The 21,715-nt window shown below is 72.9% G+C and carries 17 protein-coding genes; 5 read left to right on the top strand and 12 right to left on the bottom strand.

What is annotated here, in order from left to right; genetic code table 11:
- Positions 1–16: 16 nt before the first annotated feature.
- Entirely contained in the window at positions 17–1,516 is a 1,500-nt protein-coding gene (locus WME73_RS15405) for a M14 family metallopeptidase (protein WP_437916174.1), read from the bottom strand.
- A gap of 500 nt (positions 1,517–2,016) precedes the next feature.
- Between WME73_RS15405 and WME73_RS15400 the strand changes: the two genes are divergently transcribed.
- The 3 genes from WME73_RS15400 to WME73_RS15390 all read left to right on the top strand — a co-directional run bounded on the left by WME73_RS15400 (position 2,017) and on the right by WME73_RS15390 (position 4,939).
- Positions 2,017–2,337 (top strand): hypothetical protein, encoded by a 321-nt coding sequence (locus WME73_RS15400; RefSeq protein WP_437916173.1) that lies wholly within the window; start codon positions 2,017–2,019, stop codon positions 2,335–2,337.
- Between the two features lie 312 nt (positions 2,338–2,649).
- Entirely contained in the window at positions 2,650–4,050 is a 1,401-nt protein-coding gene (locus tag WME73_RS15395; RefSeq protein WP_437916171.1) for a hypothetical protein, read from the top strand.
- A gap of 79 nt (positions 4,051–4,129) precedes the next feature.
- Positions 4,130–4,939 carry a class I SAM-dependent methyltransferase gene (locus tag WME73_RS15390; RefSeq protein WP_437916170.1) on the top strand — a complete coding sequence of 270 codons (810 nt, stop codon included), beginning with the start codon at positions 4,130–4,132 and terminating at the stop codon, positions 4,937–4,939.
- A gap of 87 nt (positions 4,940–5,026) precedes the next feature.
- On the opposite strand, the gene WME73_RS15385 is transcribed toward WME73_RS15390, so the two are convergent.
- The 3 genes from WME73_RS15385 to WME73_RS15375 are packed head-to-tail and all read right to left on the bottom strand — an operon-like array spanning position 5,027 to position 7,398.
- On the bottom strand, positions 5,027–5,728 hold the full coding sequence (locus WME73_RS15385) for a glycine-rich domain-containing protein (RefSeq protein WP_437916169.1): 702 nt from the start codon (positions 5,726–5,728) through the stop codon (positions 5,027–5,029).
- A 3-nt stretch (positions 5,729–5,731) separates the two neighbouring features.
- Positions 5,732–6,745 (bottom strand): hypothetical protein, encoded by a 1,014-nt coding sequence (locus WME73_RS15380; RefSeq protein ID WP_437916168.1) that lies wholly within the window; start codon positions 6,743–6,745, stop codon positions 5,732–5,734.
- Positions 6,742–7,398: a hypothetical protein gene (locus WME73_RS15375; protein WP_437871927.1), complete on the bottom strand. Its 657-nt coding sequence runs from the start codon at positions 7,396–7,398 to the stop codon at positions 6,742–6,744. Before WME73_RS15375 ends, WME73_RS15380 begins: the two co-directional genes overlap by 4 nt.
- Positions 7,399–7,770: 372 nt before the next feature.
- Between WME73_RS15375 and WME73_RS15370 the strand changes: the two genes are divergently transcribed.
- On the top strand, positions 7,771–7,932 hold the full coding sequence (locus WME73_RS15370) for a hypothetical protein (protein WP_437746193.1): 162 nt from the start codon (positions 7,771–7,773) through the stop codon (positions 7,930–7,932).
- 156 nt (positions 7,933–8,088) lie between these two features.
- Here the strand turns inward: WME73_RS15370 and rnk are convergent, their stop codons facing one another.
- The 8 genes from rnk to WME73_RS15330 form a co-directional block, all read right to left on the bottom strand.
- On the bottom strand, positions 8,089–8,520 hold the full coding sequence (gene rnk / locus WME73_RS15365; protein WP_437916167.1) for a nucleoside diphosphate kinase regulator: 432 nt from the start codon (positions 8,518–8,520) through the stop codon (positions 8,089–8,091).
- Positions 8,521–9,199: 679 nt separating this feature from the next.
- Positions 9,200–11,239 carry an ATP-binding cassette domain-containing protein gene (locus WME73_RS15360; RefSeq protein ID WP_437916166.1) on the bottom strand — a complete coding sequence of 680 codons (2,040 nt, stop codon included), beginning with the start codon at positions 11,237–11,239 and terminating at the stop codon, positions 9,200–9,202.
- A 71-nt stretch (positions 11,240–11,310) separates the two neighbouring features.
- Positions 11,311–14,094 carry an ATP-binding cassette domain-containing protein gene (locus WME73_RS15355; protein ID WP_437916165.1) on the bottom strand — a complete coding sequence of 928 codons (2,784 nt, stop codon included), beginning with the start codon at positions 14,092–14,094 and terminating at the stop codon, positions 11,311–11,313.
- Positions 14,091–15,242 carry an HlyD family secretion protein gene (locus tag WME73_RS15350; protein WP_437746189.1) on the bottom strand — a complete coding sequence of 384 codons (1,152 nt, stop codon included), beginning with the start codon at positions 15,240–15,242 and terminating at the stop codon, positions 14,091–14,093. Before WME73_RS15350 ends, WME73_RS15355 begins: the two co-directional genes overlap by 4 nt.
- Position 15,243: 1 nt before the next feature.
- On the bottom strand, positions 15,244–16,209 hold the full coding sequence (locus WME73_RS15345; RefSeq protein ID WP_437916163.1) for a sigma-54 interaction domain-containing protein: 966 nt from the start codon (positions 16,207–16,209) through the stop codon (positions 15,244–15,246).
- Between the two features lie 540 nt (positions 16,210–16,749).
- Positions 16,750–17,283, bottom strand: coding sequence for an LEA type 2 family protein (locus WME73_RS15340; protein WP_437746187.1), 534 nt, complete (start codon positions 17,281–17,283; stop codon positions 16,750–16,752).
- A gap of 151 nt (positions 17,284–17,434) precedes the next feature.
- The gene (locus WME73_RS15335) at positions 17,435–17,677 is read right to left on the bottom strand and encodes a hypothetical protein (protein WP_437916162.1); all 243 of its coding nucleotides are present in this window, start codon (positions 17,675–17,677) and stop codon (positions 17,435–17,437) included.
- A gap of 294 nt (positions 17,678–17,971) precedes the next feature.
- Complete coding sequence (locus WME73_RS15330; RefSeq protein ID WP_437916161.1) at positions 17,972–19,081, bottom strand: NrdH-redoxin; 1,110 nt, start codon at positions 19,079–19,081, stop codon at positions 17,972–17,974.
- Between the two features lie 549 nt (positions 19,082–19,630).
- Between WME73_RS15330 and WME73_RS15325 the strand changes: the two genes are divergently transcribed.
- Positions 19,631–21,664 carry a multicopper oxidase family protein gene (locus tag WME73_RS15325; protein WP_437916160.1) on the top strand — a complete coding sequence of 678 codons (2,034 nt, stop codon included), beginning with the start codon at positions 19,631–19,633 and terminating at the stop codon, positions 21,662–21,664.
- Positions 21,665–21,715: the final 51 nt, after the last annotated feature.

The following is a 21,715-nucleotide window of genomic DNA, read 5'->3' as shown; positions in this document are numbered from 1 at the left end:
CCCGACCCCTCCGGGCTCACCGGACCCGCCACGCCGGGTGCTCGTCCCCGATGGCGGGCGCCTCCACCAGGCCGTTCTCGACCGCCCCGTCGTCGCTCTCCGGTTCACACAGGTACACGGCGATCGCGCCGAGCGGCTGCTCGGTGTCGACCCGGAACCAGCCCTCGGGGGCCCGCCGGGCCTCCTCGCGCCACCGCACCGACACCTCGCCGACCCGGGCCGCCTCCAGGATCGCCCGTCCCCCCTCGGCGCCGAGCGACGCCACCCGGGCGACCTCGACGTCGTGGACGCCCCCGGCCGGCTCGACGCGGAGCCCGTGCCGGCGCAGGGCCTCGGCGATCGCCGGCGGCACGAGGTAGGCCCGCGGCCGATCCACCACCGTGGTCCCGACGAACCGCGCGTGGTGCGCGATCCGCAGGGTGACCGGCTCGCCATCGAACGCCCGCGGGCTGCGCGTCAGGATGTCGATAGGGGTCCCGGTCGGCTCGAGGCGGTACCGGACCGCGACGCGCTCCGGCGGCCGGGCGCTCGCGGCCACGACCTCGCGGACCGCGTCGGCGTGGGCGGCGACCCAGGAGAGGGCCTCGATCTGCCACGCCGAGGCGGTCTGGACGCGCTCCTCGAACGGGAGATAGCTATAACACTCGAGCAGCAGGTCGAGCCGCCCCGTGAGCCCGCGGTAGTTCGAGCCGAACCGCGGGTGATGCGGGTAGGTCATCCAGCCGAGGCCGACGGGCGACGCCGGGTCGACCTCGCCGTCCGCGTCGAGCACCCGCTCGTCCTCGACGAAGTTGCCGTACCAGCCGCTCTCGAAGCCGCGCCGCCGGACCGCGGAGATCACGTCGGGGACCAGGCGGTCGCGCACCATCGCGATCGGCTCGGGCCGGCCGGACTCGATGGTGTGCGGCACGTCGACCGTCATGTGGAACCGGTGCACCGACCCGTTGGTCGCGTGGTTGTCGATCGTGAGATCGGGCGCCCAGGGGATGCACACGCGCTGCTGGAGCAGGCGCATCTCGGGCGCGGCCTGGCGGAGGTAGTCGCGGTTCAGGTTGATGCCCTGGCTCTGGGTGCGGGTGCCCACGACGGGACCTGGCTGGCCGGTGAGCTTCTTCAGGTCGAGGCGGCGGTTCCGCGGGTCGAGCGCGTCGTTGCCATCCGCGTTGAACAGCGGAACGACGAGGAGCACGAGCGCGTCGAGCCAGTCGGGGTGGCGGCCGTCGAGCAGATCGCGGACGAGGGCGAGGCTGGCCTCCTTGCCCTCCACCTCGCCGGGGTGGATCCCGTCGAGCATCAGCACCACGGGGCGCCCGGCGCGGCGGGCCTCGTCCGGGGATCGCACGCCGTCCTTGGACAGCACGAGCAGCGGCAGCTCCCGCCCGCCCGGGCTGGTCCCGAAGGTGTTCACGTGCAGGCGCGGGTCGTTGCGGCCTTCGAGCGCGCGGACGAACCGCATGACGTCGGCGTGCAGGGAGGTCTCCCGGAATCCGGTGGCTTCGGCGCGGGTGAGCAACATGGGCCCGATCTCTACCCCGCCGCCCGCAGCAGGGGGCAGCGATCGGCGACGACGGCGCGACGACGACGCGCCCCGCCGGAAGAGCCCGCACGTGTGGTGGTGTGGCGGGTGTGGTGGACGAAGCGACGGAGTCCTCGTCCAGGTTGGTCAGATCGACAGGACAGGATGCGACCCGAAAGCGTGGAAGGCTCGGCAGGCGCGTCAGACACGCATGTCTTCCCTGCGCCACGGTCGCCGGCGCGCGCGGTCCGCGCGGTCCACACGCGGCGCGCAACGCGGTCCATGCGGTGACCAAACGCTCAAAGAACGGATTGTCATTTTGGCAGGATGAGCCATTGTACAGGTGGCGGACGTGTCAGCTTTGGCAGAGCGGCGCAAGAAGCCCCTCGATCCATGCGCTGGTTCCAGCGGATGGCTGCTGGCACGACGCTCGCATTCGCAGGAGATGTCCCACAGACGCTGGCAGCGAGCGGGCGCTCGCGAACGAGGCAGGTAGCACCATGCTGAAGATCCTCCGGAAGTTGAATGAAGGGAGCCTCCTCCAGCGCACAATGATGCATATCGCGGTGCTCGTCGCCGGTTCTGCGAGCGTCGTCGCGCTGACCAGCGTGCTGCTCGTATCGACCGCGAGGACCGTGCTGCCGCGCCACGACGCGACCGAGGCCGACACCGACAAGGCGGATGAGGAGCAGAGCGCGGACTCGGATGCTGATCCGAGCTCGTCGGAGGCGGCGGCGAGCCCCGCCGGCGCGAAAGGCGCGCCGAAGGCGCTGGCGCAGATGCGCATGGCGAATCGACGCGAGAGCGCGGTGGCGCGGTGATCACCGCATCACCGCATCACGGCATGGCCTTGGCGCGAACACGCGGTGGCCGTCGCCTCGCCCCGGGGGCGTGAGCGCCCCCAGGTTCGCGACAGGACCTACGAGGGGACGACCCCAGACTGCATGAAGCATTCGCTGTCGATCCTTCACCGGGCGCGCGGCTGGTGCTTGACACGCCCGAACGCTTTTCGGTCTCCTTCTCTCCTCCGTGCGCCTCGTCATCACCCACCGCTGCCCGAAGCCCTGCGAGACCCCTGACCCGCGGCTCACGCCGCGCTCGGAGGAACCGGCGCGGATCACGGCGCACGCGTCGTGACAGCGGCGCGCTGGCCAGGCTGGCTCACGCCGGAGCGGCGCGCCGCCGCGGCGCTGGTCGGGCTGGGCGCCGCCTTGCGGGCCGCCCTGTTCGCGGCGCAGCCGGAGCCGAGGGTCTGGTTCGACACCGGGACCTATCTCTTCTGCTCCCTGCCGGGCGCGGCTCCGGCGTTGGACCGGCAGCAGGGCTACTCCTGGTTCCTGCGTGGGCTCCGGGCGATCTCTCCGGATCTCCGGCTCATCCAGGTGACGCAGCTCGCCCTCGGCCTGATCACGGCGCTGCTGTTCTACGGGATCGCCCGGCGGCTCGCGCCGCGCCCGGGCTGGGCGCCGCTCGCGGCGCTCGGGCTGTGCCTGTTCTGGCCCACGAACCTGCTGCTCGAGACCCATGTGCTCTCGGAGGCGCTGTTCCTGTTCCTCGTCGCCCTCGCCGGCTACGCCGCGGCCGAAGGAGCACACCGCGGCTCCCCGTGGCTGCTCGGCGCGGCGGGCCTCGCGGCCGGCGCGAGCGCCTCGGTCCGGGTGGTGGGCCTCGCGGTCTGTGGGCTGCTCGCCGCACTGACCCTCGCCGCCGCCCTCCGCGGCCCGGCCTCCGGCGCCGGCGGGCGCGCGCGCCGCCTGCTCGCCCCCTGCGCCTTGGTCGTGGCGGCCAGCCTGATCGTGGTGGCTTACATGGGCCATTACCGGAGTCATCGCGGCGCATGCGCGATGGAGAGCTGGGCCGGAATCAACCGCTATTGCATGCTCGCTCCCCTCATCCGACCCGAGCACGCCGCCCCGGACGAGCGCTCCGTCGCTTTCCTCCGGGAGCACGGCGACGGCAACCTGCGCGGCTTCGATTTCGTGATGTGGGACGATGAATCCCCCCTGGCCATCGCCGCCCGCGAGCTCCACCTCCCGCCGCCGGCGCTCGATCGCTGGGCGAGCCGCGTCGCGCTCAGCGCGGCGCTCGACAGGCCTGCCGACGCTGGACGGGTCCTTCTCCACCACCTCCAGGAGGCAACCCTGTCGGTGGGCACACTGGACCGGCACGTCAAGCTGACCCCGGCGTCCACCGCGCACCAGGCGGTGAAGCAGATCTACGGCATCGACGTGTCGACCTGGCACGAGACGCGCTCATTCACCCTCCCCTACCGCTGGCCGCTCGCCCTGCTCAAGCCGATCCTCGCGGCGGCCGCGCTCGGGGCGCTCGTGTTCCAGCTGTCGCGACGGCATCGCCGCGGTGTTCAGCTCGCCCTCGCGGGGAGCGCGCTGCTGTTCACGGCGGCGGTGTCGATATCCATCCTGCCAGAGCAGCGGCACGTGCAGCTGGCGGAGAATCTGATGCTGCTCAACGCCGCTCTCCTTGCGGGGCAGGTGATCGAGGGGCGGCGGGCGCACGAGGGCACAGCGCGATGAACGCCCCGACCACGGGAGCTCCGCGCCAGGACGCCCGCGGCTGGATCCGCTCGGCGCGTCCGTGATAGCACCTCTGCCGATGACCCAGCCCCCGAGCCCCCTCGCCACCCCCGTCGCGTGGAACCTGGTCGCCGACGACTACGCATCCGACATCGTCCCTCACTTCGAGAAATACGCCGCCGACGCGCTCCGGCTCGCCAGGGTCGGCCCGGGCGCCCGCGTGCTCGACGTCGCCGCCGGGCCGGGCACCCTGTCCCTCCTCGCCGCCGGGGAAGCGCGCGTGACCGCGGTCGATTTCGCACCCGCGATGGTCGAGCGGCTGCGCGAGCGCGCCGCGGCCGCGGGGCTCGCGGTGGACGCCCGCGTCGGCGACGGCATGGCGCTGCCCTTCGAGGAGGGCTCGTTCGACGCGGCCTTCTCGATGTTCGGGCTGATCTTTTTCCCCGACCGCGACCGCGGCTTCCGCGAGCTCCTCCGGGTGCTGCGCCCCGGCGGCCGCGCGGTCGTCGCGAGCTGGGTGCCGATGGACAGGACGCCCCTCCTGGGCGAGCTCTTCTCGGCGATCGGCGCCGAGCTCCCCGGGCTGCCCTTCGGCGAGGGCAAAGCGCCGCTCGGAGACCCAGGCGAGTTCCGCGCCGAGATGGAGGCCGCCGGGTTCCGGGACGTCTCGGTGCACGAGGCGGAGCACTCCCGCGAGTCGCCCTCGACCGAGGAGTTCTGGCGCTCGGTGAGCAGGAGCAACGCGCCGCTGGTGCTCCTGCGCGACAAGCTGGGCGACGAGCGCTGGGAAGCGCTCGGCAAGGCGATCCTCGGCAGGCTGCAGGCGCGGTTCGGCGACGGTCCTCAGCAGCTCTCGATGACCGCCCTCCTGGGCGTCGGCGTGCGCTAGCGACGCCATCGCAAACCGCGCCATGGGCCGCGTGGCGCGGTGGGCCCCGCGAGGGCCCACGACGACCGCCCATTCCAGCGACGCGGACTACGGAGCGACGCGGAGCGTCCGCGACGCCACGAGCGCCCGGCAGAGGGCGATCCGGTCGTCCAGGTCGAGCCCGGGCAGCTCGCGCACGTAGAAGATGCCGTGCCGGGCGATGAAGCGCAGCGCGGGCTCGCCCCAGGCGTCGACGCGGACGAGCACCGCGTCGCCGTCGACGAGCTCCGCCTTGCCGTCGCTCAGCCGGACCGACACCTCGCGGTCGCGGACCACGCGGCGCGGGCCGCAGACGGACGAAGCGTCGCTCCACGGCTCGGGCGGCGGCTCGCCGTACAGGGCGCTGTACGCGGCCGCGAACTCGTCCCACGTCGCCTCGCGGCAGGCGTGCGTGACGGGCGCATTGCCCGGCGCGTGGTGCAGGAAGCGCCCGAAGAAGCGCTGGCAGAAGTCGGCATATTCGATCGTGAAGAGGACGAACTGGTGCCAGGCCTCGTCGACGCGCAGCGAGAACATCGGGTAAGCGCGGGAGCGGTCGGAGTCGACGAGCCAGAGATAGCGCACGAGCTCCCGGAACAGCGCCTCTGCCTCGCGCTCGGTGGCCACGGTCTTGTTCATGAGCAGCTTGCTGATGACGAACGGCGCCCGGTAGGCAAAGAGATCAGGCCGCCTGGGCGCGCCCGGTGTCACGGCGTCTGTTTGCGTGGGCTGCGTGGGCTGCGTGGGCTGCCTGAGCTGCGTGGATTGCATGGGTCAGTTCTCCTGGGCTTCGAAGGGCTGAAAGGTCCCCCAGTCGACGAGGGCGCGGGCGAGCGCGAGCTGCTCTGCCTCCGCGAGGCCGGGGATGTCGCTGGGGCGGAGCTCCCGGGCGGTCGACGCCGCGCGGAGCGCGGGCCCGGCCCACGAGTCGACGCGGAGAAGGATCTGGGCACGCCCGCCGCACCGCGCGACGAGCTCGGCGCGGCCCGCGCGGGGCGCCACGTCGAGATCCACGCCGGGCCAGCGGCGCGCGAGGACGGTGTGCGCGCCGAGGGCCTCGGTCCGGCCGAGCGCCCGGGCGGCGCGCCGCCGGGTCCCCGCGTCACCGCGGGCGTGAAGGCGCGCGAGGAGCGCGGCGCCCTGGGGGCCCCGGCGCTCGAGGGCGTCGATCTGCGCCCGGCGAACGCACTCCCGCTCGTGCGCGAGGAGCGCCGCCGAGAGCGCGTCGTCCGGCTCGGCCCGGGGCGCCATGGGGGTCAGGCCCTCGATGGGGCCCACCTGCGCCTCGATGACCGGACCGTCGTGAGGGCCGAACAGGTGCAGCGAGATGGACCAGCTCCCCGTCGGGTTCCGCGGGTCGTGGATGCACGGCCCGTAGATGTGACCGACCCGCCCGGCCTCCGCGGAGAACAGCCGCTTCGGCACGAGCCGCCGCGCGCGGGCCGTCGCGTCCCAGTCGAAGGTCGCGACATCGAGCGTGTTGTGGACCACCGCCGTGACCGTCCAGTCCGAGTGCTCGTGAGCGCCGGCCGCGCGCCCGGGCCGCCAGTACGCGAACGCGAGGCGCACGCCGAGCTCGGGGAGGACGTGAAACGGCGCGAGATCCGGCGCGCCGTCGCGACGCTCGATCTCGAGCGCGAAGAGGTCGAGCAGGAGCTCATCGTCCGAGAGCCCGGCGCGGACCGCGCCCTCGACCGCGCGGACGTGATCGCGCGGCGGACGGCCGCGGCCCTCGGGGCCCGGAAAATCGAGCCGCCCGAAGAGGGCGGTGAGCTCGGCGAGCCTCATGGCGCGACCCGGAGGAAGTCGCCCTTCACGAGCGGACGGCAGAGCGCCACGCGCTCGCCGTCCTCGAGGCCGGGGAGCTCGCGAACATAGAAGTGATCGCAGTCGACGATGAACTGCAGCGCGTCCTTCGCCCACGCGTCGATGCGCAGGAGGACGCGCGGCGGCTCCAGCGACCACACGAGCTCTGCCCTCCCCTGCTCGACCCGCACGAAGATGGGGCGGCCGAACGTGACGCGGATGAGCCGGGTGTCGGGCGTCACGGCGAGCTCGTCGCTCCACGCCGCGGAGACGGGCCCGAAGAGCGCCTCGTACTCGGCGCGAAACTCGGCGCGGGTCATCTCGGGGCGCGATCCGGGGCCGCCGCGAGGAGCCGTGTTGGCGGTGTGGTGGACGAACTCGCCGAAGAAGCGGTGTCCGAAGGCCGCGTACTCCTCGGTGAAGAGGACGAGCTGGTGCCAGACCTCGTCGATCCTCCGGGAGAACATGGGGACTTGCCGGGTCCGGTTCGCCTCGCAGAGGAAGAGGTATTTCTTTACCTCGTCGAGGAGCCGCGCCGCCTCCTCGCAGGAAGGGACCACCCGGTCCTTGACGAGCTTCTCTTCGAGCCACGGCGCACGGAAGGAGAGCAGTTCGGGGATGATTGACGTGTCCATCACCGCCCGTGCGTTGCGAACCTCGTGCCGAGCGGCGCTCACCCGCTTCGGATACGGGCCCATCTCGACGTTTTCGGTGCTCAGCGCACCGGAGTGCGCTTGCGCGCCGAAAACGCCGATCTGGGCCCATCTCCTGTGCGGGTGAGCGCCGCTCGGGGACGCCATCGCGTGCACCGGGGCTGACCCGATCGGGAAGGGTGATGCCAGACGGATTTCCCCAATTGGGAAAGGGGTTGCTCAAGCGCGGCCGATACCGCGCCAAAGCGGCCGATACGGCGGCAAAAACGGCGTGGCACGGCGACTGCAATAGCCCTCCTCGCGGGACGTCGAGTCCCCGAATGAAATAACCAACCCATCCACGGAGCAATCGCCATGAACGAGCAGATCAAGGTCGAGGTCGAGGTCGAGTCGAAGCAGGAGACCGTCGAGGAGCGCCCTGCGCGCCTGACGGTGGAGGTCCCCACGGAGCTCCAGGCGGGCGTCGGCCCGGCCGTTTGCACCTGTCCGCCCGGCTGCTGCGGCAGCGGCAACTGAGCGGCCGTCGAGGCGCCGAATGCCGCAGCCCGCGGCGACCGGCTCCTCGAACCTGACGACACGATCGCGGAGGCCCGCGCTGCGATGAGCAGCGTCGGGCCTTTCGCGTTCAAGACGCACGATGCGCTGGCGAGGCCGGCCGTTCAGGCCGAAGGCTCACAGATCGAAGCGACCCGACGCCTCGGGCTGCTCGGGCTGATAGACGATGCGCTCGATCCGGAGCCGCCGGGTGCGGCTCGGCGTGGGCCACTCCACCTCGTCGGCCTCTCGACAGCCGAGCAGCGCGAGCCCCATCGGCGCAAGCACCGAGATGCGGCCGCTCTTCACGTCGGCGATCCCGGGAAACACCACGGTCACGCAGAGCCGCTCCTCTGTGTCGAGATCGAAGAGCTCGACCCTGGAGTTCATGGTGACCACGTTCGGCGGGATATCCGCCGGTTTCACGACGTCGGCGCGCTCGATCTCGATCTCGAGCGCCTCCAGGTTCGGGGAGTCTCCCCCGGGCCGCGCGCGCAGCGCCTCGAGCAGCCGCGCGAGGCGATCGCGGTCAAATTCGGTGAGGACGATGGGGTTCGTGTGAGGTGCCATGAGCTGGGATCTCCTTGTGTCGTCGGTGCGATCCGGGCTCGGCCGAAGGTCCGCGCCGGCGAGCTGGACGGCGTGAGTGCTCGCCCAGGTCGCCCGCTCAGGCGCCCTCGACGCCAGGCCCGCTTCCTTCCGGGAGCGGCCAGCGAAAGACGCCGGAAGGCCGCTCCCCTACGAGCGTGCGGGCGACCTCCGGCAGAGGAGCCGGGATCGCAGGGGAATGAGCGCGCTACGCGCGCCGCGGCAAGGCCACGAACGCGACGCGACGGGGTGCAGGCAGGCGCTCATTCCATGGCATCGTAACACGACGGTCCCCCCCAGCGCCATGACAAGGGGAGGCGCGCCCGGGAAGCGGTCCTCATTTGCCGCTGTCGTTCCCCCCGACCTTGCATCACCCCAGGCGGGCTCGGCCATTGACCGGGTTGGTGCTGAGCTGGTCGAAGCACCGATTCGCCTCGCCCTCTCCCGCCGATTCATCGCAGATCCCACCCACGGGCTCGGAGACCTTGTCGATAAAGCGTCACTTTTCCTGGAGGGATGCGGATCGCGCAAGGTTATCTATGTCAACCAGCGCGCGCAGCGTGGCTGTGCGCACGGAACTAGCGATGTGCCTGCCGACCAGCGCTCACGCTGGCGACAACACCCCTAGGTCGAGGCCGTCCTCCGCTCCCTCACGTTACGCTCACGGGTGCGCGATGACGATCAGCGCCGGCGCCCGCTCCAGCACGGCGCCGACGCACTCGCGGGCGGTGAGCGGATCCAGCGCGCCGAAGCTCTCGTCGAGGATCACGGCGTCCGAGCGCTGGAGCAGCGCCCGCGCCAGGAACAGCCGGCTCCGCTCGCCGTGCGAGAGCTGCCACCCCGTCTCGCCCACGACCTGATCGAGCCCCGAGGGCATCCTGTCCAGCAGCGGCCCGAGCCCCAGCTTGCGGCACACGACCTCCGCCTCCCGCCGGTCCTCGGGCGACGCGGGCCACGCGCGGCCCATCAGCAGGTTGAACGCGAGCGTCCCGGAGAGAACGTGGTTGTCGTGGAACTGCGGCGCGCTCGCCACGCGGCTGCGCCACGCCGCCCCGCCCAGCGTCCGCCGGTCGAGGCCGCGCAGCAGCACGAGCCCCGACGACGGCGCGTGAAGGCCGCTGAGCACGGCCGCGAGCGTCGACTTGCCACCTCCGGAGCGCCCCTCCAGCAGCAGCCGGTCGCCCTTCGAGAGGACCAGGTCGCAGCCGCGGAGGACGGGCTCGCCGCGCTCCCCGTCGTAGCGGAACGACACGCCCCGCGCCTCGATCACGACGTCCGACGCCGCGGGGCGCCCGAGCACGGCCTGCGGGATCCCGGCGGGCTCGCGCCCCTCGGCCGCCACGAAAAGCCGCGCGATCGAGCGCCACGAGACGGCGGCGGAGAGCAGCGCGCCGAGGCTCGTCGCCAGCGTCGCGAACGCGGCCTGCGCCTGGAGGATGCCGCCGGTCGCGACGACGAGCGGACCCGCCCCCACCCCGCCCAGGACCGCCGGGACCAGGCCGAGCAGCCCGAGCGCGAGCCACCCGCGCGCCGGGAGCGACGCAAGGAGATCCCCCACGCGATCCATCCCGCGCGCGGCGCGGTGGTAGCGCTCGAGCGCCGCGTCCTCCTCGAGGTGGTGGAGGTGCGAGGCCTGCTGGGCGACGCGCGTCCGGTGCCCGACGACGTGCTCCACGAAGCCGCTCGTGATCGCGAACCGCTCGCCCGTCCACGCCGCCCGCTCCCGGGCGAAGCGGCGCCCGAGCAGCGCCACGGCGAGCGTCCACCCGAGGAGCAGCGCGACGTGGAGGCCGCCTCCGGCGCCGGCGGCGAGGACCGCCGCGGCGCTCGCGAGCTGCACGAGCGCGACGATCGCCCCGAGCGCGCCGCCGAGCCCGGCCGTCTCGACCGCCTCGGACTCGGAGACCATCGCCAGCAGCTCGCCCGAGCCGCGCGCCCGGATCGTCGCCGGATCCAGGCGGAGCGCGCCGCACAGCAGGCGCTGCTTGAGGAGCGCGGCGACGTCGATCGTGAGCATGCCCCCCGTGAACGAGGCAAACAGCTGCACGAAGAGCGCCGAGAGCGACAGGAGCACCCACGCGAGCAGCCACCCCGGCTGCACGTCGCCGTCGAGCGCGCCCGCGCCGATCAGCCACCAGGCGAAGACGCCGAGCGCGATCTGCAAAGCGGCGGCCCCGAGGAAGATCGCGCCCCGGCGGAGCACCCCGCGCCTCGAGAGCAGGCGCCGGAAGCTCGACCCTGGGTCGGGGCGCAGCAGCCACACGCCGTCGATGGGGCGATCCGCGACGAGCTGGGCGAGCAGCTCGTCGCGCGCCCGCGCGGCGCGCCGCGGCGGGACGCGCGCCGCGGCGAGCCACTTGTCGACGTGCGACGCGGGGCGATCCTCGAGGTGGGCGGTGAGCGCCCGGCGCACGGTCTCCAGCGGGATCCGCATCGGCCTGAGCGCCGGCGTCAGCACCGAGAGCCCCCGCCGGCCCGCGGACATCACCGCGAGGTAGCCCTGCTCGACGCGGACGATCGAGGGGCCGAGGGACGGGAGCGCGCGCGCGAGCTCGGCGAAGCTGCACTGGACGGCCTCCGCCTCGACGCCCATGCACCCCGCGTACGCCTCGATCCACGCGGTGGGGTCGCCCTCCGGCGGCGCGCCGGGCGACGGCGCCGCGCCGCTCCCGAGCCCGCACGCGGCCGTGAGCGCGCTCATCGCGTGGCCGAGCGCGGACGGCTGCCACGCGAGCCCGCCCAACGTTGCGGCCTGTCCGGCCTCGCCCGCCTTCACGCCGCCCCCTGGAGGAGCCGGCCGCCCTCCATCGTCGCGCTCCGGAAGCGCTCCTTCGACCAGACCTCGTCGCGCGCCCGCGCGTCCGCCTCGGCGAGCGCGCGGTAGCGGCTCCGCGGGTCGTCCATGAGCTCGCGCGGCGCGCCGTCCTCGACGACCCTGCCCCCCTCGACGACCAGCACGCGGTCGAAGCCGAGCGTGTCCATGACGTCGTGGCTGACGAGGACGAGCGTCGAGCGCCCCCAGTGCTCCCGCGCGCGCGCGAGCAGCTCCCGGCGCCGCTCGCGCTCGAGCCCGCGGAACGGCTCGTCGAGGAGCACGAGGCGCGCGTCGCCCTTCATGAGCGCCCGCGCGAGGCGGACGCGCTGCCCCTGCCCGCCCGACAGGCGCGCGCCCCCCTCGCCGATCGCCTCCTGCAAGCCGTCGGGCAGGCTCTCCAGGACGCCGGTGAGCTCGGCCTGGCTCATGGACAGGGGCACGCGCGCGAGGGCGTCGCCGGCGTGGCCGAAGGTGATGTTCTCGAGGAGCGTGCGGTTCCAGAGCTGGATCGCCGGGTCCACCCACGCGGTCGCGCGGCGCAGGCGCTCGACCGCCGCGTCGTCGAAGGGGCGCCCGTCGACGAGCACCTCCCCCGCGGACGCCCGCAGCCACCCGAGGAGCAGCGAGAGAAGCGACGATTTCCCCGCGCCCGACGCCCCCACGATCGCCACGTGCGCCCCCGCCGGGACGCTCAGCGAGACATCGGACAGGAGCGTGTGCCCTCCCGCCTTCACGCTCACGCCCCGGAGGTCGATCGACGTGGCGCACGCGGCGGCCAGCGCGGCGCCCTGCGCGGCGCGCGCCGCGTCGACGACGTCCTCGGCGGGCGCGCGGGGCAGGTCCATCTCCGGCGCCGCGAGCGGCGCGAAGAGGCGCACGGACGCGTTGCGCACGTTCTTCCAGCCGAGCAGCGCCGCGACGAGCTCCTGCGCCGCCGCGGGGAGGCGGAGCGACCAGAACACGAGCAGGAGCAGCGCCGCCGCCGGGCCGCCGGAGGCGACGTAGCCGCCGACGATCGCGACCGCCACGGCCGTGCTCGCGATCCCCTGGGCGGCCTGCATGGCGGTGGACTGCGCGTGCACGAGCCGGCCGGTGCGCGCCCACTCGACGAGCAGCGCCTCGTGCTCGCGCCGCACCGCCCGCTCCGCGCCGTGGACGCGGATGGGCACGACGCCGAGCAGGGCATCGAGGTAGAACCGCTCGAGCGACGCCGCGTGCGTGCGCAGGCGCATGAGGCTCTCCACGAGCGGCCTCCGCGCGAGGTACGGCGCGGCGAGCGCGACCGCCGCCGCCACCAGCGACAGCCACGCGCCGCCCGGGTAGAGCCAGACGACCCCGAGGAGCGTCGCGGCGAACGACAGCGCCGCGCGCGCGATGCGGGCGAAGAGCGCCGGGGCCTCGCGCATCAGGTGCATCGCGTGGCCCCGCGCGGTCATGTCCGAGGTCGGCCGGCTGCGCAGGTAGCGATCCTCGAGCCGCGGCAGCTTCTCCAGGAACGCGGCGCGGAAGCGCACCTCGAGGGCGCGCCCGAGGCGCGAGACGGCGTGGGCCACGAAGATCTCGAGCGCCAGGCCCCCGGCGGCGAACGCGACGAGGGCGAGGAGCCCGAGCGCGCGCTGGTACTCGACGGTGACGCTCTTCACCGCGTCGAACAGCCCGCGGAGGATGACCACGTCGATCGCCGCGATGGCCGCGCTCGCCGCGAGCGCGACCCCGACGAGCGCGAGCGCCCCGCCCGCGTCCGCGCGCAGCATCCAGAAGAACAGGCGCGAGGGGGACGGCGTCGGCAGCTCGAGCTCCCGGCGAACCGACGCCGGCAGCGCCGCGGTCGCGGTCGCGCGCGGCGCGGGCCGGTCCGGCGCGGCCGCGCGCGCGGCCTCGGGCGCGGCGCTGCCGCGGTAGCTCGGCGGCGGCGCGACAGCCGAGCACGCAGGCGCGGGCGCGGCCGCGCTGGCCCGGCTCGCGCCGCGCTGACGCGGGCCGACGTGGACGATGACCGCGCCATGCACGAGGAGCTTCCCCGGCGCCTTGCCCTCCGTGGCCCAGAAGAACCCCTTCGGGATGGCGCCCGCCTCCCCGGCGAGGGCGCGCTCGAAGACGCCCTCGAGCACGCGCTGCGCCTCGCCCCCGCGCGCGATCGCGCCGCCGCGGACGAGGCGCGCCACCATCCGCACGGCGGCGTCGAGCGCCGCGAAGGGCCGCCACCCCGGGTCCGCGTCGGCCCGGGCGATCAGCGCCTCCCCGTCCGCTCGCAGCGCGCGCAGCTTCGCGCGGAGCGGGCCGAGCGAGTCCGCGGACGACGCCCACCGCCGCCACCGCTCGATCGAGATCGGGATCGGGAAGTGCGGCATGTCCTCCATGAAGCGCGCTGAGCGCACCCAGCGGCGCCCGCTGCCGGGGTCGAGGATCTGCACGAACGGCCCGAGCCGGCGCCAGACGACCACGAAGTGGAGCGCGCCGCCCGCGCCGCGCTTGACCACGATCGCGGGGAGGCAGTCGGCCTCTGGCAGGAGGAAGCTGTCGTGGGGGACCACCACCTCGGCGGTCGCGAGCCCGAGCTCCTGCCCGAGCGCGGCGAGCGCGTCGATCGACGTCCCGTCCACGTCCGTCTGGCAGCGGTCGCGGAGCCACTCGTAGTGCACGTCGACGCCGAACCCCTGCAGCACCGCCTTGAGCGCGGCGGGGCCGCAGTCCATGAGCGACGCCTGCAGCACCTCGGGGACGAGGAAAGCGCGCTTCATCGCGCACCTCCCGGCGCCACGGCGCGCAGGAGGAGCGCCCACGGAGAGACGCGCTCCACCTCGACCTCGGCGGTCCCAGGCATCCCGTGCTGCACCGGGATCGACGCCGCGCTCTCCGGCCGCACGAGCAGCTCGACGCGGATCGCGCCGTCGTACGGCTCGCTCGCGACGTGGGAGACCTCCCCCTCGATCATGCCGAACTGCGTCCACGCGAACCCGTCGAGGCGCATCCGCGCCCTCTGCCCGGGGACGACGCGCCCCACCGCGTCGGACGGCGCGAAGAGGGCGACGGCGTGGAGGTCGTCGCCCGGGACGACCGTCGCCACGAGGTCGCCCGGCTTGAGCACGTCCCCCACCTGGAGCGCCGCGATGTTCCCGAGCTTCCCCGCGATGGGCGCGCGGACCTTGCGCCGCTCGATCTGCGCGAGCGCCGTGTGCACCGCCGCGTCGGCCGCCTGCTGCTCGGCCACCAGATCCCCGAGCGCGCGCCCGAGCTCGGCGAGGCGGGCCGCCGTCTGCCGCTCGTCGTGGCGCCCCGCGACCGAGAGCCGCCGGAGATCGGCGCGCGCCCCCTCCGCCTTGAGCTGCTCGTCGGCGGCGCGGCTCTTCGCCTCGAGGTGGTCGGCCGTCGACGCGAGCCGCTCGTCGTGCAGGCGCTCCGACATCGCGCGCAGCTCCTCGCCGTGCGCGGCGGAGAGATCCCGCTGGCGCAGGTCGATCCTGGCGCGCGCGACCGAGGCGTCGGACAGCTTCACCTGCCACGCGCGCACCTCCTCCTCGACCGCGATCTGGTGCTGCAGCGCCTCGATCTTCGGCGCGAGCGCGGCCGCCCTCGTGCGCTCCTCCTCCAGGCGCCGCTCCTCGACGGCGGCGTCCAGCTCGACGAGCACCTCCCCTTGCTCCACGTGGCGGCCGAGCGAGACCTGCACCACCGACACGCGCCCGGCCTCGACGGCGGCCACGCGGTGGGCCATCCGGCTGACCTCCAGGCGCGCCTTCCCGGTCGTCGCGTAGACCGAGACGCGCGCCGCGTGCATCCAGACCGCCCAGGCGCCGAGCACGGCGAGGATCACGGCGAGGCGGATCCACGTCCTCGGACCGCGCTCGATCTCGAGCGACCGCATCGTGCGGAAGAACGGCGAGGCCACGTCAGCACTCCTCCAGCGCGACCTTCTTGCGGGGCCGCGCGATGCCGTACGTGTTGAGCTTGTTGGTGAGCGTGCGCCGCGACACGCCGAGGAGCTCGGCGGCCCGCGTCTGGTTCTGGCGGGACTGCGCGAGCGCGGCGACGATGCGGTCTCGCTCGAAGGAGCGCAGATCGCCCTTGATCCCGGCCTCGACCGGCGCCCGCGGCGCCTCCAGCATCAGGTGGTCCGCGCCGATCGGCCCGCCCTTCGACATCACGACCGCGCGCTCGACCACGTGGCGCAGCTCCCGGACGTTCCCCGGCCAGGCGTGCGAGAGGAGCGCGGCCGTCGCCTCCTTCGCGAGCGGCGGCGCCGGGCGCGCGAGCCGCTGCGAGAGGCGCGCCGCGAAGAGCGCCGCGAGCGGCAGGATCTCGGAGGTGCGGGCCCGGAGCGGCGGGATCCGCAGGGTGATCGCGTTGAGGCGGAAGTAGAGGTCCTGGCGGAAGCTCCCCTCCCGCACCATCTGCTCGAGATCGCGGTGCGTCGCCGCGATCACCCGGACGTCCACGCGCCGCGGGCGCGTGCTCCCGACGCGGACGATCTCGCCGTACTCCAGCGTGCGGAGCAGCTTCGCCTGCGTGCGCGGGGACAGCTCCCCCACCTCGTCGAGGAAGAGCGTGCCCTCGTGGGCGGCCTCGAACAGCCCTTCGCGCGGCGCCACCGCCCCGGTGAACGCGCCGCGCTCGTGGCCGAAGAGCTCGCTCTCGACGAGCGACTCCGACAGGCTCGCGCAGTTGACCTTCACGAAGCGCTCGCGCGGGTGCCGCGACATGCCGGCGATCCACTCCGCCACCACCTCTTTTCCCGTCCCGGTCTCGCCGAGGATCAGGACCGGCAACGGCGTGGGCGCCACGGTCTCGAGGGCCTCGCGCAGGCGCCTCATCTCCGGATCGAGCGCGAGAAAACCGCTGGAACAGCCATCCACCATGTAAGCTCCCCCTCGCGCCGATGGCGCGGGACGGCGTGTCGCAGGTGCGACCGAGTTCAGGGGCGAGCCGAAGCAAGTCGGTGGCCAACACGCCGATCCATCGATGAACGGACTGGCCTGGATGCCCGCGTGCTCCGTGGCGGCGCGAGGCACCGCCGAGGAGAGCGAGCAGGACGCGCAGGATGTCCCGCGCGGAGGCTGCGCGTCGAGGCTCGCCGTGCCGCCTGGAGGCCGGAGCCTCCACCTGATGGCGGGAGCCGCCATCAGGAAGGAGCGAGGCGCTCACGGCGCGGGCGCGCCGCTGTCATGGACTGTCGTTGCGTCGAGCGTCGATCTGGCCGGCCGGCCAGCGCGGGCGCCGACGTCGAGGGCAGCCGCGCCACGTCGGCGCGACTTGCGCAACATCGGCACGTCGCGCGCCACGCCAACGCGGGCACCGGGGCGTGTGGTCCTCGCCGGAGACCGAGCGCGTGTTCGTCCGCGCGGGGGCGCCCCGTGGGCCGCCAGGGTACCGCCAGCAGCCTCCGGCCGCGGCGGGTGTTATCGCAGGATGCCGAGGGCGGTCTCGATCTGGTTGCGGGCGACGACGCCGTGATCGTCGATCGAGTAGTCGTCGGCCTCGAGCCGGAAGGTGCGCGTCGCGGTGACGTCCGCCCGGCCGCTGAAGCGGTACGGGATGACGGGCGACGAGAGCGTCTCACGGAGCAGCTGGAGGCCGAGATCGACGGGGACGCTGACGGGGACGCGGACCTGGGTCGTGCGGTCGGAAGCGAGCCATACGCCGTCGCCGTCGGCCCGGAAGTCGACCGCCAGCGGGTAGCGGCCGGCGAGCACGACCTGACCGCGCACCGCGCGGACAGCGACGTCGTACGAGTTCGGGTTGTGGACGTTGACGACGATCGTCATGAGGATGCCGAGGCTCGGCGGGAAGGCGATGCGGATCCCTGTGATCTCGGCGTGGTCGAGCTGCATCGTCGGCTTGCTGACGCACGCGGCGCCGGCGATCGCCGTCAGCGCTGCGAGCGCGAGCGCGGGCAGGCGGCGCACGGGGTTGGTCTTCCGGGGAAACGGCACGAGCGCGAGCTTAACCGCGCAGGGCCGCGCCGTCACCTCGCGGCGTGGCGGGGCGGGCGCGGCAAACGACGGCGGGCCACCGCGCTCCGCTCGCGCCGGCGATGCCCGTCGGCGCGCCGGCCCCGCGTTCGCCGGGATCGTCGGACGCCGGTCAGGACGAGCGGGAGCTGGCGGAGACGCTGTCGTGCAGCACCTCGCGTGCCCCGGCGCCGGCGACGAGCAGCCATGTCTGGAGCGTCTTCAGGTCGTGCGTGGCCTCCACGGCGGACCGCAGCGCCGGCGGCATGAGGCCGAATCGAGCTTCATAGAGCTCGATCGTCGCCTGCGCCATCGCCTGCGCCATCCCCTCGGCGCACCCCTGCTCGATGAACTGGACGAATTCCTTCGTGGCCATCACGGACTCCCCTTCCTCCCGCGTCGCCGGCCCGTGCTCGGCGACCTCCGCCCGGCATCGTAGCAGCGGACCGAGCGCGATGTCGCGCCCCGGCGCCACCTCCAGCGGCCGCCGGGGGTCGTCGATCGCCTGTCGGAGCGCGCGTCCGCCGCGCGCCGCCCATAGGCCGGATCGGCAATCCCTGACGTATTGGGGCCCTCGCCTGAGCGGTAATGCATGCAGGGAGTAGGCGCCGCGAGGCGGCCGCCGGCTATCACGTCGCGGGCTTTACGGCTGCTGCGCCATTCGCGGCGGTCATGTCGCCAGCCAGGCGGGCTTGAGCAGCAGGAGGAGACCGAGCAGCACCATGATCGCTCCGCTCAGCAGCTTGAGCCATCGTCCCTCTTTTTCCTGCAGCTTGCGGCGGCTCAACGTCGCCACCGCGATGCCGATCATGACCATGTCGTCCGCCATGTAGGCCACGTTATAGAGCCCGAGATAGGCATAGTGCTTCCACGCGGGGAGGCGCGCCTCGGCGAGGAGCTGGGTGTAGAGCGCGGGCAGGCCCGCGGTGCAGAGGAGCTCGACGACGTTGACCATGACGGCGAGGAGGCATGCGGCGGCGAGCGCGGAGGGCAGGCTCTCCGCCCTGACGACGGCCCGCATCCTCGCGTAGATCCCTGGCTTCACCGACTCAGGGATGCTGAGCGACACGCCCCGCTTCCATGCGAAGAAGTCCTTGACGTGGACCGAACCGGCGAGAACGGCGATCGCTCCCAGCGCGATCTGCACGGCACGCGAGGCGCCGACCAGGAGAAAGAAGTTCAGCCAGGCGGCCATGAAGGAGAAATAAGCGAGACCGCTCACGAGCACGAAGATGCCGGCAATCAGCAGCATCTTGGCCCGGCTCCGCAGCGTGGCGAGGAAGGAGAGGAGAAAGAGGAGCACCCACGTGGCGCACGGGTTGAAGCCGTCCACGAGCCCCAGGAGGACAGTGAACGCCGGCAGGCCAAGATCGCGGACGTCCAGTCGCCCGAAGACGGGCACGTCGACAACCCCCGCGCTCGGCCCGGCGCCGTCAGCCGGGCACGGTGGCTGCTCCGGCGCGAGCGGACACGACGCATCAGACTCGCCGGCCGCGGTGGGCGGCGGCGGCGCGTTGTCGAGCAACGCCTCGATCCGCCGGCCCGTGGCGTCGCGCCCCGCGTACCCAACGACGAGCATCCCGCGCACATAGAACGCGGGGACGCTCACGGCAGCGGTCGACTGCCCCTGAGCGATCGCCCTCAGCCGGTCGAGCGCCGTGCGGTCCTCGACGACATCCGCGACGATCGTGCGCAGGCCGGGTCGACGGCCCTCGAGCTCGGCCATGAAGCGCTTGGCCTCGTCGCAGCGAGGGCACCCCTTGCGCGTGAACAGCTCCACGTCGGCGCGCGGCTCGATCGGCGCAGCTCGCCCGGAATCGCTCCAGAGCAGCGAGAAGGCGAGCCCCTCTCGTATTGACCCAGGCGCGACACCGGGGCGGCGGTCGCCGCGCGCTCGGCGCGAGAACCATCGCTCGCTCAGCTACTTCTCCGAGCCTCCGCGTGCACCGCGTCGTCGCGGCGATCGACTGCGGCACGCTGGTCAACCTCGATCCGGCTCGTCCTCTGGGCGTGGGGCGCGTGGAGCCCCGCCCCGGCTGGATGACGCCGGTGGCCGCGCCGTCGCAGGCATCGGGGCTGTCGGCCCTGGCGATGCTCACCGTCGACCCCTCGAACGACGGTAAGACGTATGTCGACGGCGACCTCGTGGCCGACGCTGCAGCGGTATTGCCGGGGTGCGCGAGGCCCTGCCGCGCCCGGACGGAAAGCCCATGTCAGCGGACCTCGTGTCGGCCTCGACGACGAGAGTCGCGTGGTAGGACATCGTGGTTGCGTCGAAGGGAACAGCCTCTATGCTTTCGCGCCAGTGTTCGACACGGGGGGTGGGGGGATGTTCACACGACGTCAGTTCTTCAAGATCGGAGCGGGGGGCACGACCCTCCTCCTCCTCGACAGGGTCGGCGGCTCCGTTCGCACGGCGTGCGCGGCGATCCCCGGCGGCACGCTCGACCCGCTGGGCGTGGACAAGTACGTGACGCCGCTGCTCGTCCCGCCCGCGATGCCGCGAGCCGGCAAGATCACGCTCCACGGCGGCCGGTTCATCGACTACTACGAGATCGCCGTGCGGCAGTTCGCGCAGCAGATCCTGCCTCCTCCCTACCCGGCGACGACCGTGTGGGGATACGGGCCGAAGGTCGCCCAGGGCGGGCCCCGGATCTTCCACGCGCCGTCGCTCACGATCGAGGCTGATCACGAACGACCGGTGCGGATCAAATGGATCAACGAGCTGGTGGACGCCGGCGGCAACTACTTGCCTCATCTCTTGCCGGTCGACCAAACCTTGCACTGGGCGAATCCGCCGGGAGGCAGGGAGGGCCGCGACATGCGCCCAGAGTTCGAGGAGACGCCGGGACCTTACACCGGCCCCGTGCCCATCGTCACCCACGTGCACGGCGCCGTGAGCGTCGGCGACGAGAGCGACGGTTACGCCGAGGCGTGGTATTTGCCCGACGCCGCCAACCTCCCACCGGGGTACGCGACCAGGGGGACCTGGTACGATTTCTTCGCGGCGAAGGCGCTCGCCAAGTTCGGCGTGACCTGGGGGCCTGGATTCGCGATCGCCCAGTATCCGAACGCTGGTCGGGCCTCCACCGAATGGTATCACGATCACACCCTGGGGATGACGCGCGCGAACGTGTACGCCGGTCCGGCGGGCTTCTACCTGGTCCGCGGCGGCCAGAGCGACCTGGTGCTCGACGCGCGCACCCACAGGCCGGCCGTGCTCCCCGGCCCGGCCCCTTCGCGGGGCGACGCCCCCAACACCCACTATCGCGAGATCCCGATCGCGATCCAAGATCGCTCGTTCAACTCGGATGGGTCGCTGTTCTACCCGGACACCCGGGCCTTCTTCGACGGCATCAAGGGTCCGTTCATCCCGCAAACCGACGTCCCGCCGATCTGGAATCCCGAGTTCTTCGGCAACATGATCATGGTGAACGGCAATACCTGGCCGTTCCTGGCGGTCAAACAGCGCCGCTACCGCTTCCGCTTCCTCAACGGCTGCCAGTCGCGTTTCTTGATCCTGGATTTCAATCAGATCCCGGGTGTAGAAGTCTGGATGATCGGAAACGAGGGCGGCTTTCTGGATTCGCCGGTGAACCTCACCGCGACCAACGGCAACAGGCTGCTCATGGCGCCGGCCGAGCGCGCGGATCTCATCGTCGACTTCGGCCGTGTCCCGAAGGGCCGCCACATCCTCGCCAACGTCGGCCCGGACGAGCCGTTCGGCGGCGGCGCGCCAGGCGTCGATTTCGACCCGGCGGACCCGGCCTCCACCGGGCAGATCATGGCCTTCGACGTGATGCACACGCGGGGATGTGATCACAGCACACCGCCGCGCTTCCTGCTGTTGCCGCCCGCTCCGCCGCTGCCGCCCGAGGACAGGACGCGACCGCTCGTCCTGAGCGAGGTCATGTCGGCGCACTTCCCGGATGCGCCGGCGGCGGCGCTGCTCGGGAGGATCGAGGACGGCGAGGTCGAGCTGCTGGCGTGGGAGGACGATGTCACCGAGAATCCGCAGGTGGGGGACACGGAGGTCTGGGAGCTCCACAACTTGACGGGCGACGCCCATCCCATCCACATCCACGAGACCCTGTTCGAGGTGGTCAATCGGCAGGCCCTGGACATCGAGGCCTCGCCGGGAGGGCAGATGCCGCCGCTCGTCGGCGCTGCACGCCCGCCGGAGCCGTGGGAGACGGGCTACAAGGACACGGTGATCGCCTATCCAGGCGAGGTGACGCGCATCCGGGCGCGGTTCCTCACCGCCGGCCAGTACGTGTGGCACTGCCACATCCTCGAGCACGAAGACAACGAGATGATGCGGCCGTACCGCATCGGCCCCGTCCAGCCGGGACAACCGACCTGAGGGACGCGACGAGGGGCGATGCCTTCCGCGCGCGGCCGCGGGATCGCAGAA

The organism is Sorangium sp. So ce302, from assembly GCF_051530145.1.
In the GTDB taxonomy this organism is placed as follows: domain Bacteria; phylum Myxococcota_A; class Polyangia; order Polyangiales; family Polyangiaceae; genus Sorangium; species Sorangium cellulosum_B.
This window is presented reverse-complemented; position numbering and strand designations above follow the sequence as displayed.

Bases quoted from the DNA above. Each gene is read 5' to 3' on its own strand.
- WME73_RS15405 (WP_437916174.1), bottom strand. From the start codon at position 1,516: ATGTTGCTCACCCGCGCCGAAGCCACCGGATTCCGGGAGACCTCCCTG.
- WME73_RS15400 (WP_437916173.1), top strand. From the start codon at position 2,017: ATGCTGAAGATCCTCCGGAAGTTGAATGAAGGGAGCCTCCTCCAGCGC.
- WME73_RS15390 (WP_437916170.1), top strand. From the start codon at position 4,130: ATGACCCAGCCCCCGAGCCCCCTCGCCACCCCCGTCGCGTGGAACCTG.
- WME73_RS15385 (WP_437916169.1), bottom strand. From the start codon at position 5,728: ATGCAATCCACGCAGCTCAGGCAGCCCACGCAGCCCACGCAGCCCACG.
- WME73_RS15380 (WP_437916168.1), bottom strand. From the start codon at position 6,745: ATGAGGCTCGCCGAGCTCACCGCCCTCTTCGGGCGGCTCGATTTTCCG.
- WME73_RS15375 (WP_437871927.1), bottom strand. From the start codon at position 7,398: ATGGACACGTCAATCATCCCCGAACTGCTCTCCTTCCGTGCGCCGTGG.
- WME73_RS15370 (WP_437746193.1), top strand. From the start codon at position 7,771: ATGAACGAGCAGATCAAGGTCGAGGTCGAGGTCGAGTCGAAGCAGGAG.
- rnk (WP_437916167.1), bottom strand. From the start codon at position 8,520: ATGGCACCTCACACGAACCCCATCGTCCTCACCGAATTTGACCGCGAT.
- WME73_RS15360 (WP_437916166.1), bottom strand. From the start codon at position 11,239: ATGAGCGCGCTCACGGCCGCGTGCGGGCTCGGGAGCGGCGCGGCGCCG.
- WME73_RS15355 (WP_437916165.1), bottom strand. From the start codon at position 14,094: ATGAAGCGCGCTTTCCTCGTCCCCGAGGTGCTGCAGGCGTCGCTCATG.
- WME73_RS15345 (WP_437916163.1), bottom strand. From the start codon at position 16,209: ATGGTGGATGGCTGTTCCAGCGGTTTTCTCGCGCTCGATCCGGAGATG.
- WME73_RS15335 (WP_437916162.1), bottom strand. From the start codon at position 17,677: ATGGCCACGAAGGAATTCGTCCAGTTCATCGAGCAGGGGTGCGCCGAG.
- WME73_RS15325 (WP_437916160.1), top strand. From the start codon at position 19,631: ATGTTCACACGACGTCAGTTCTTCAAGATCGGAGCGGGGGGCACGACC.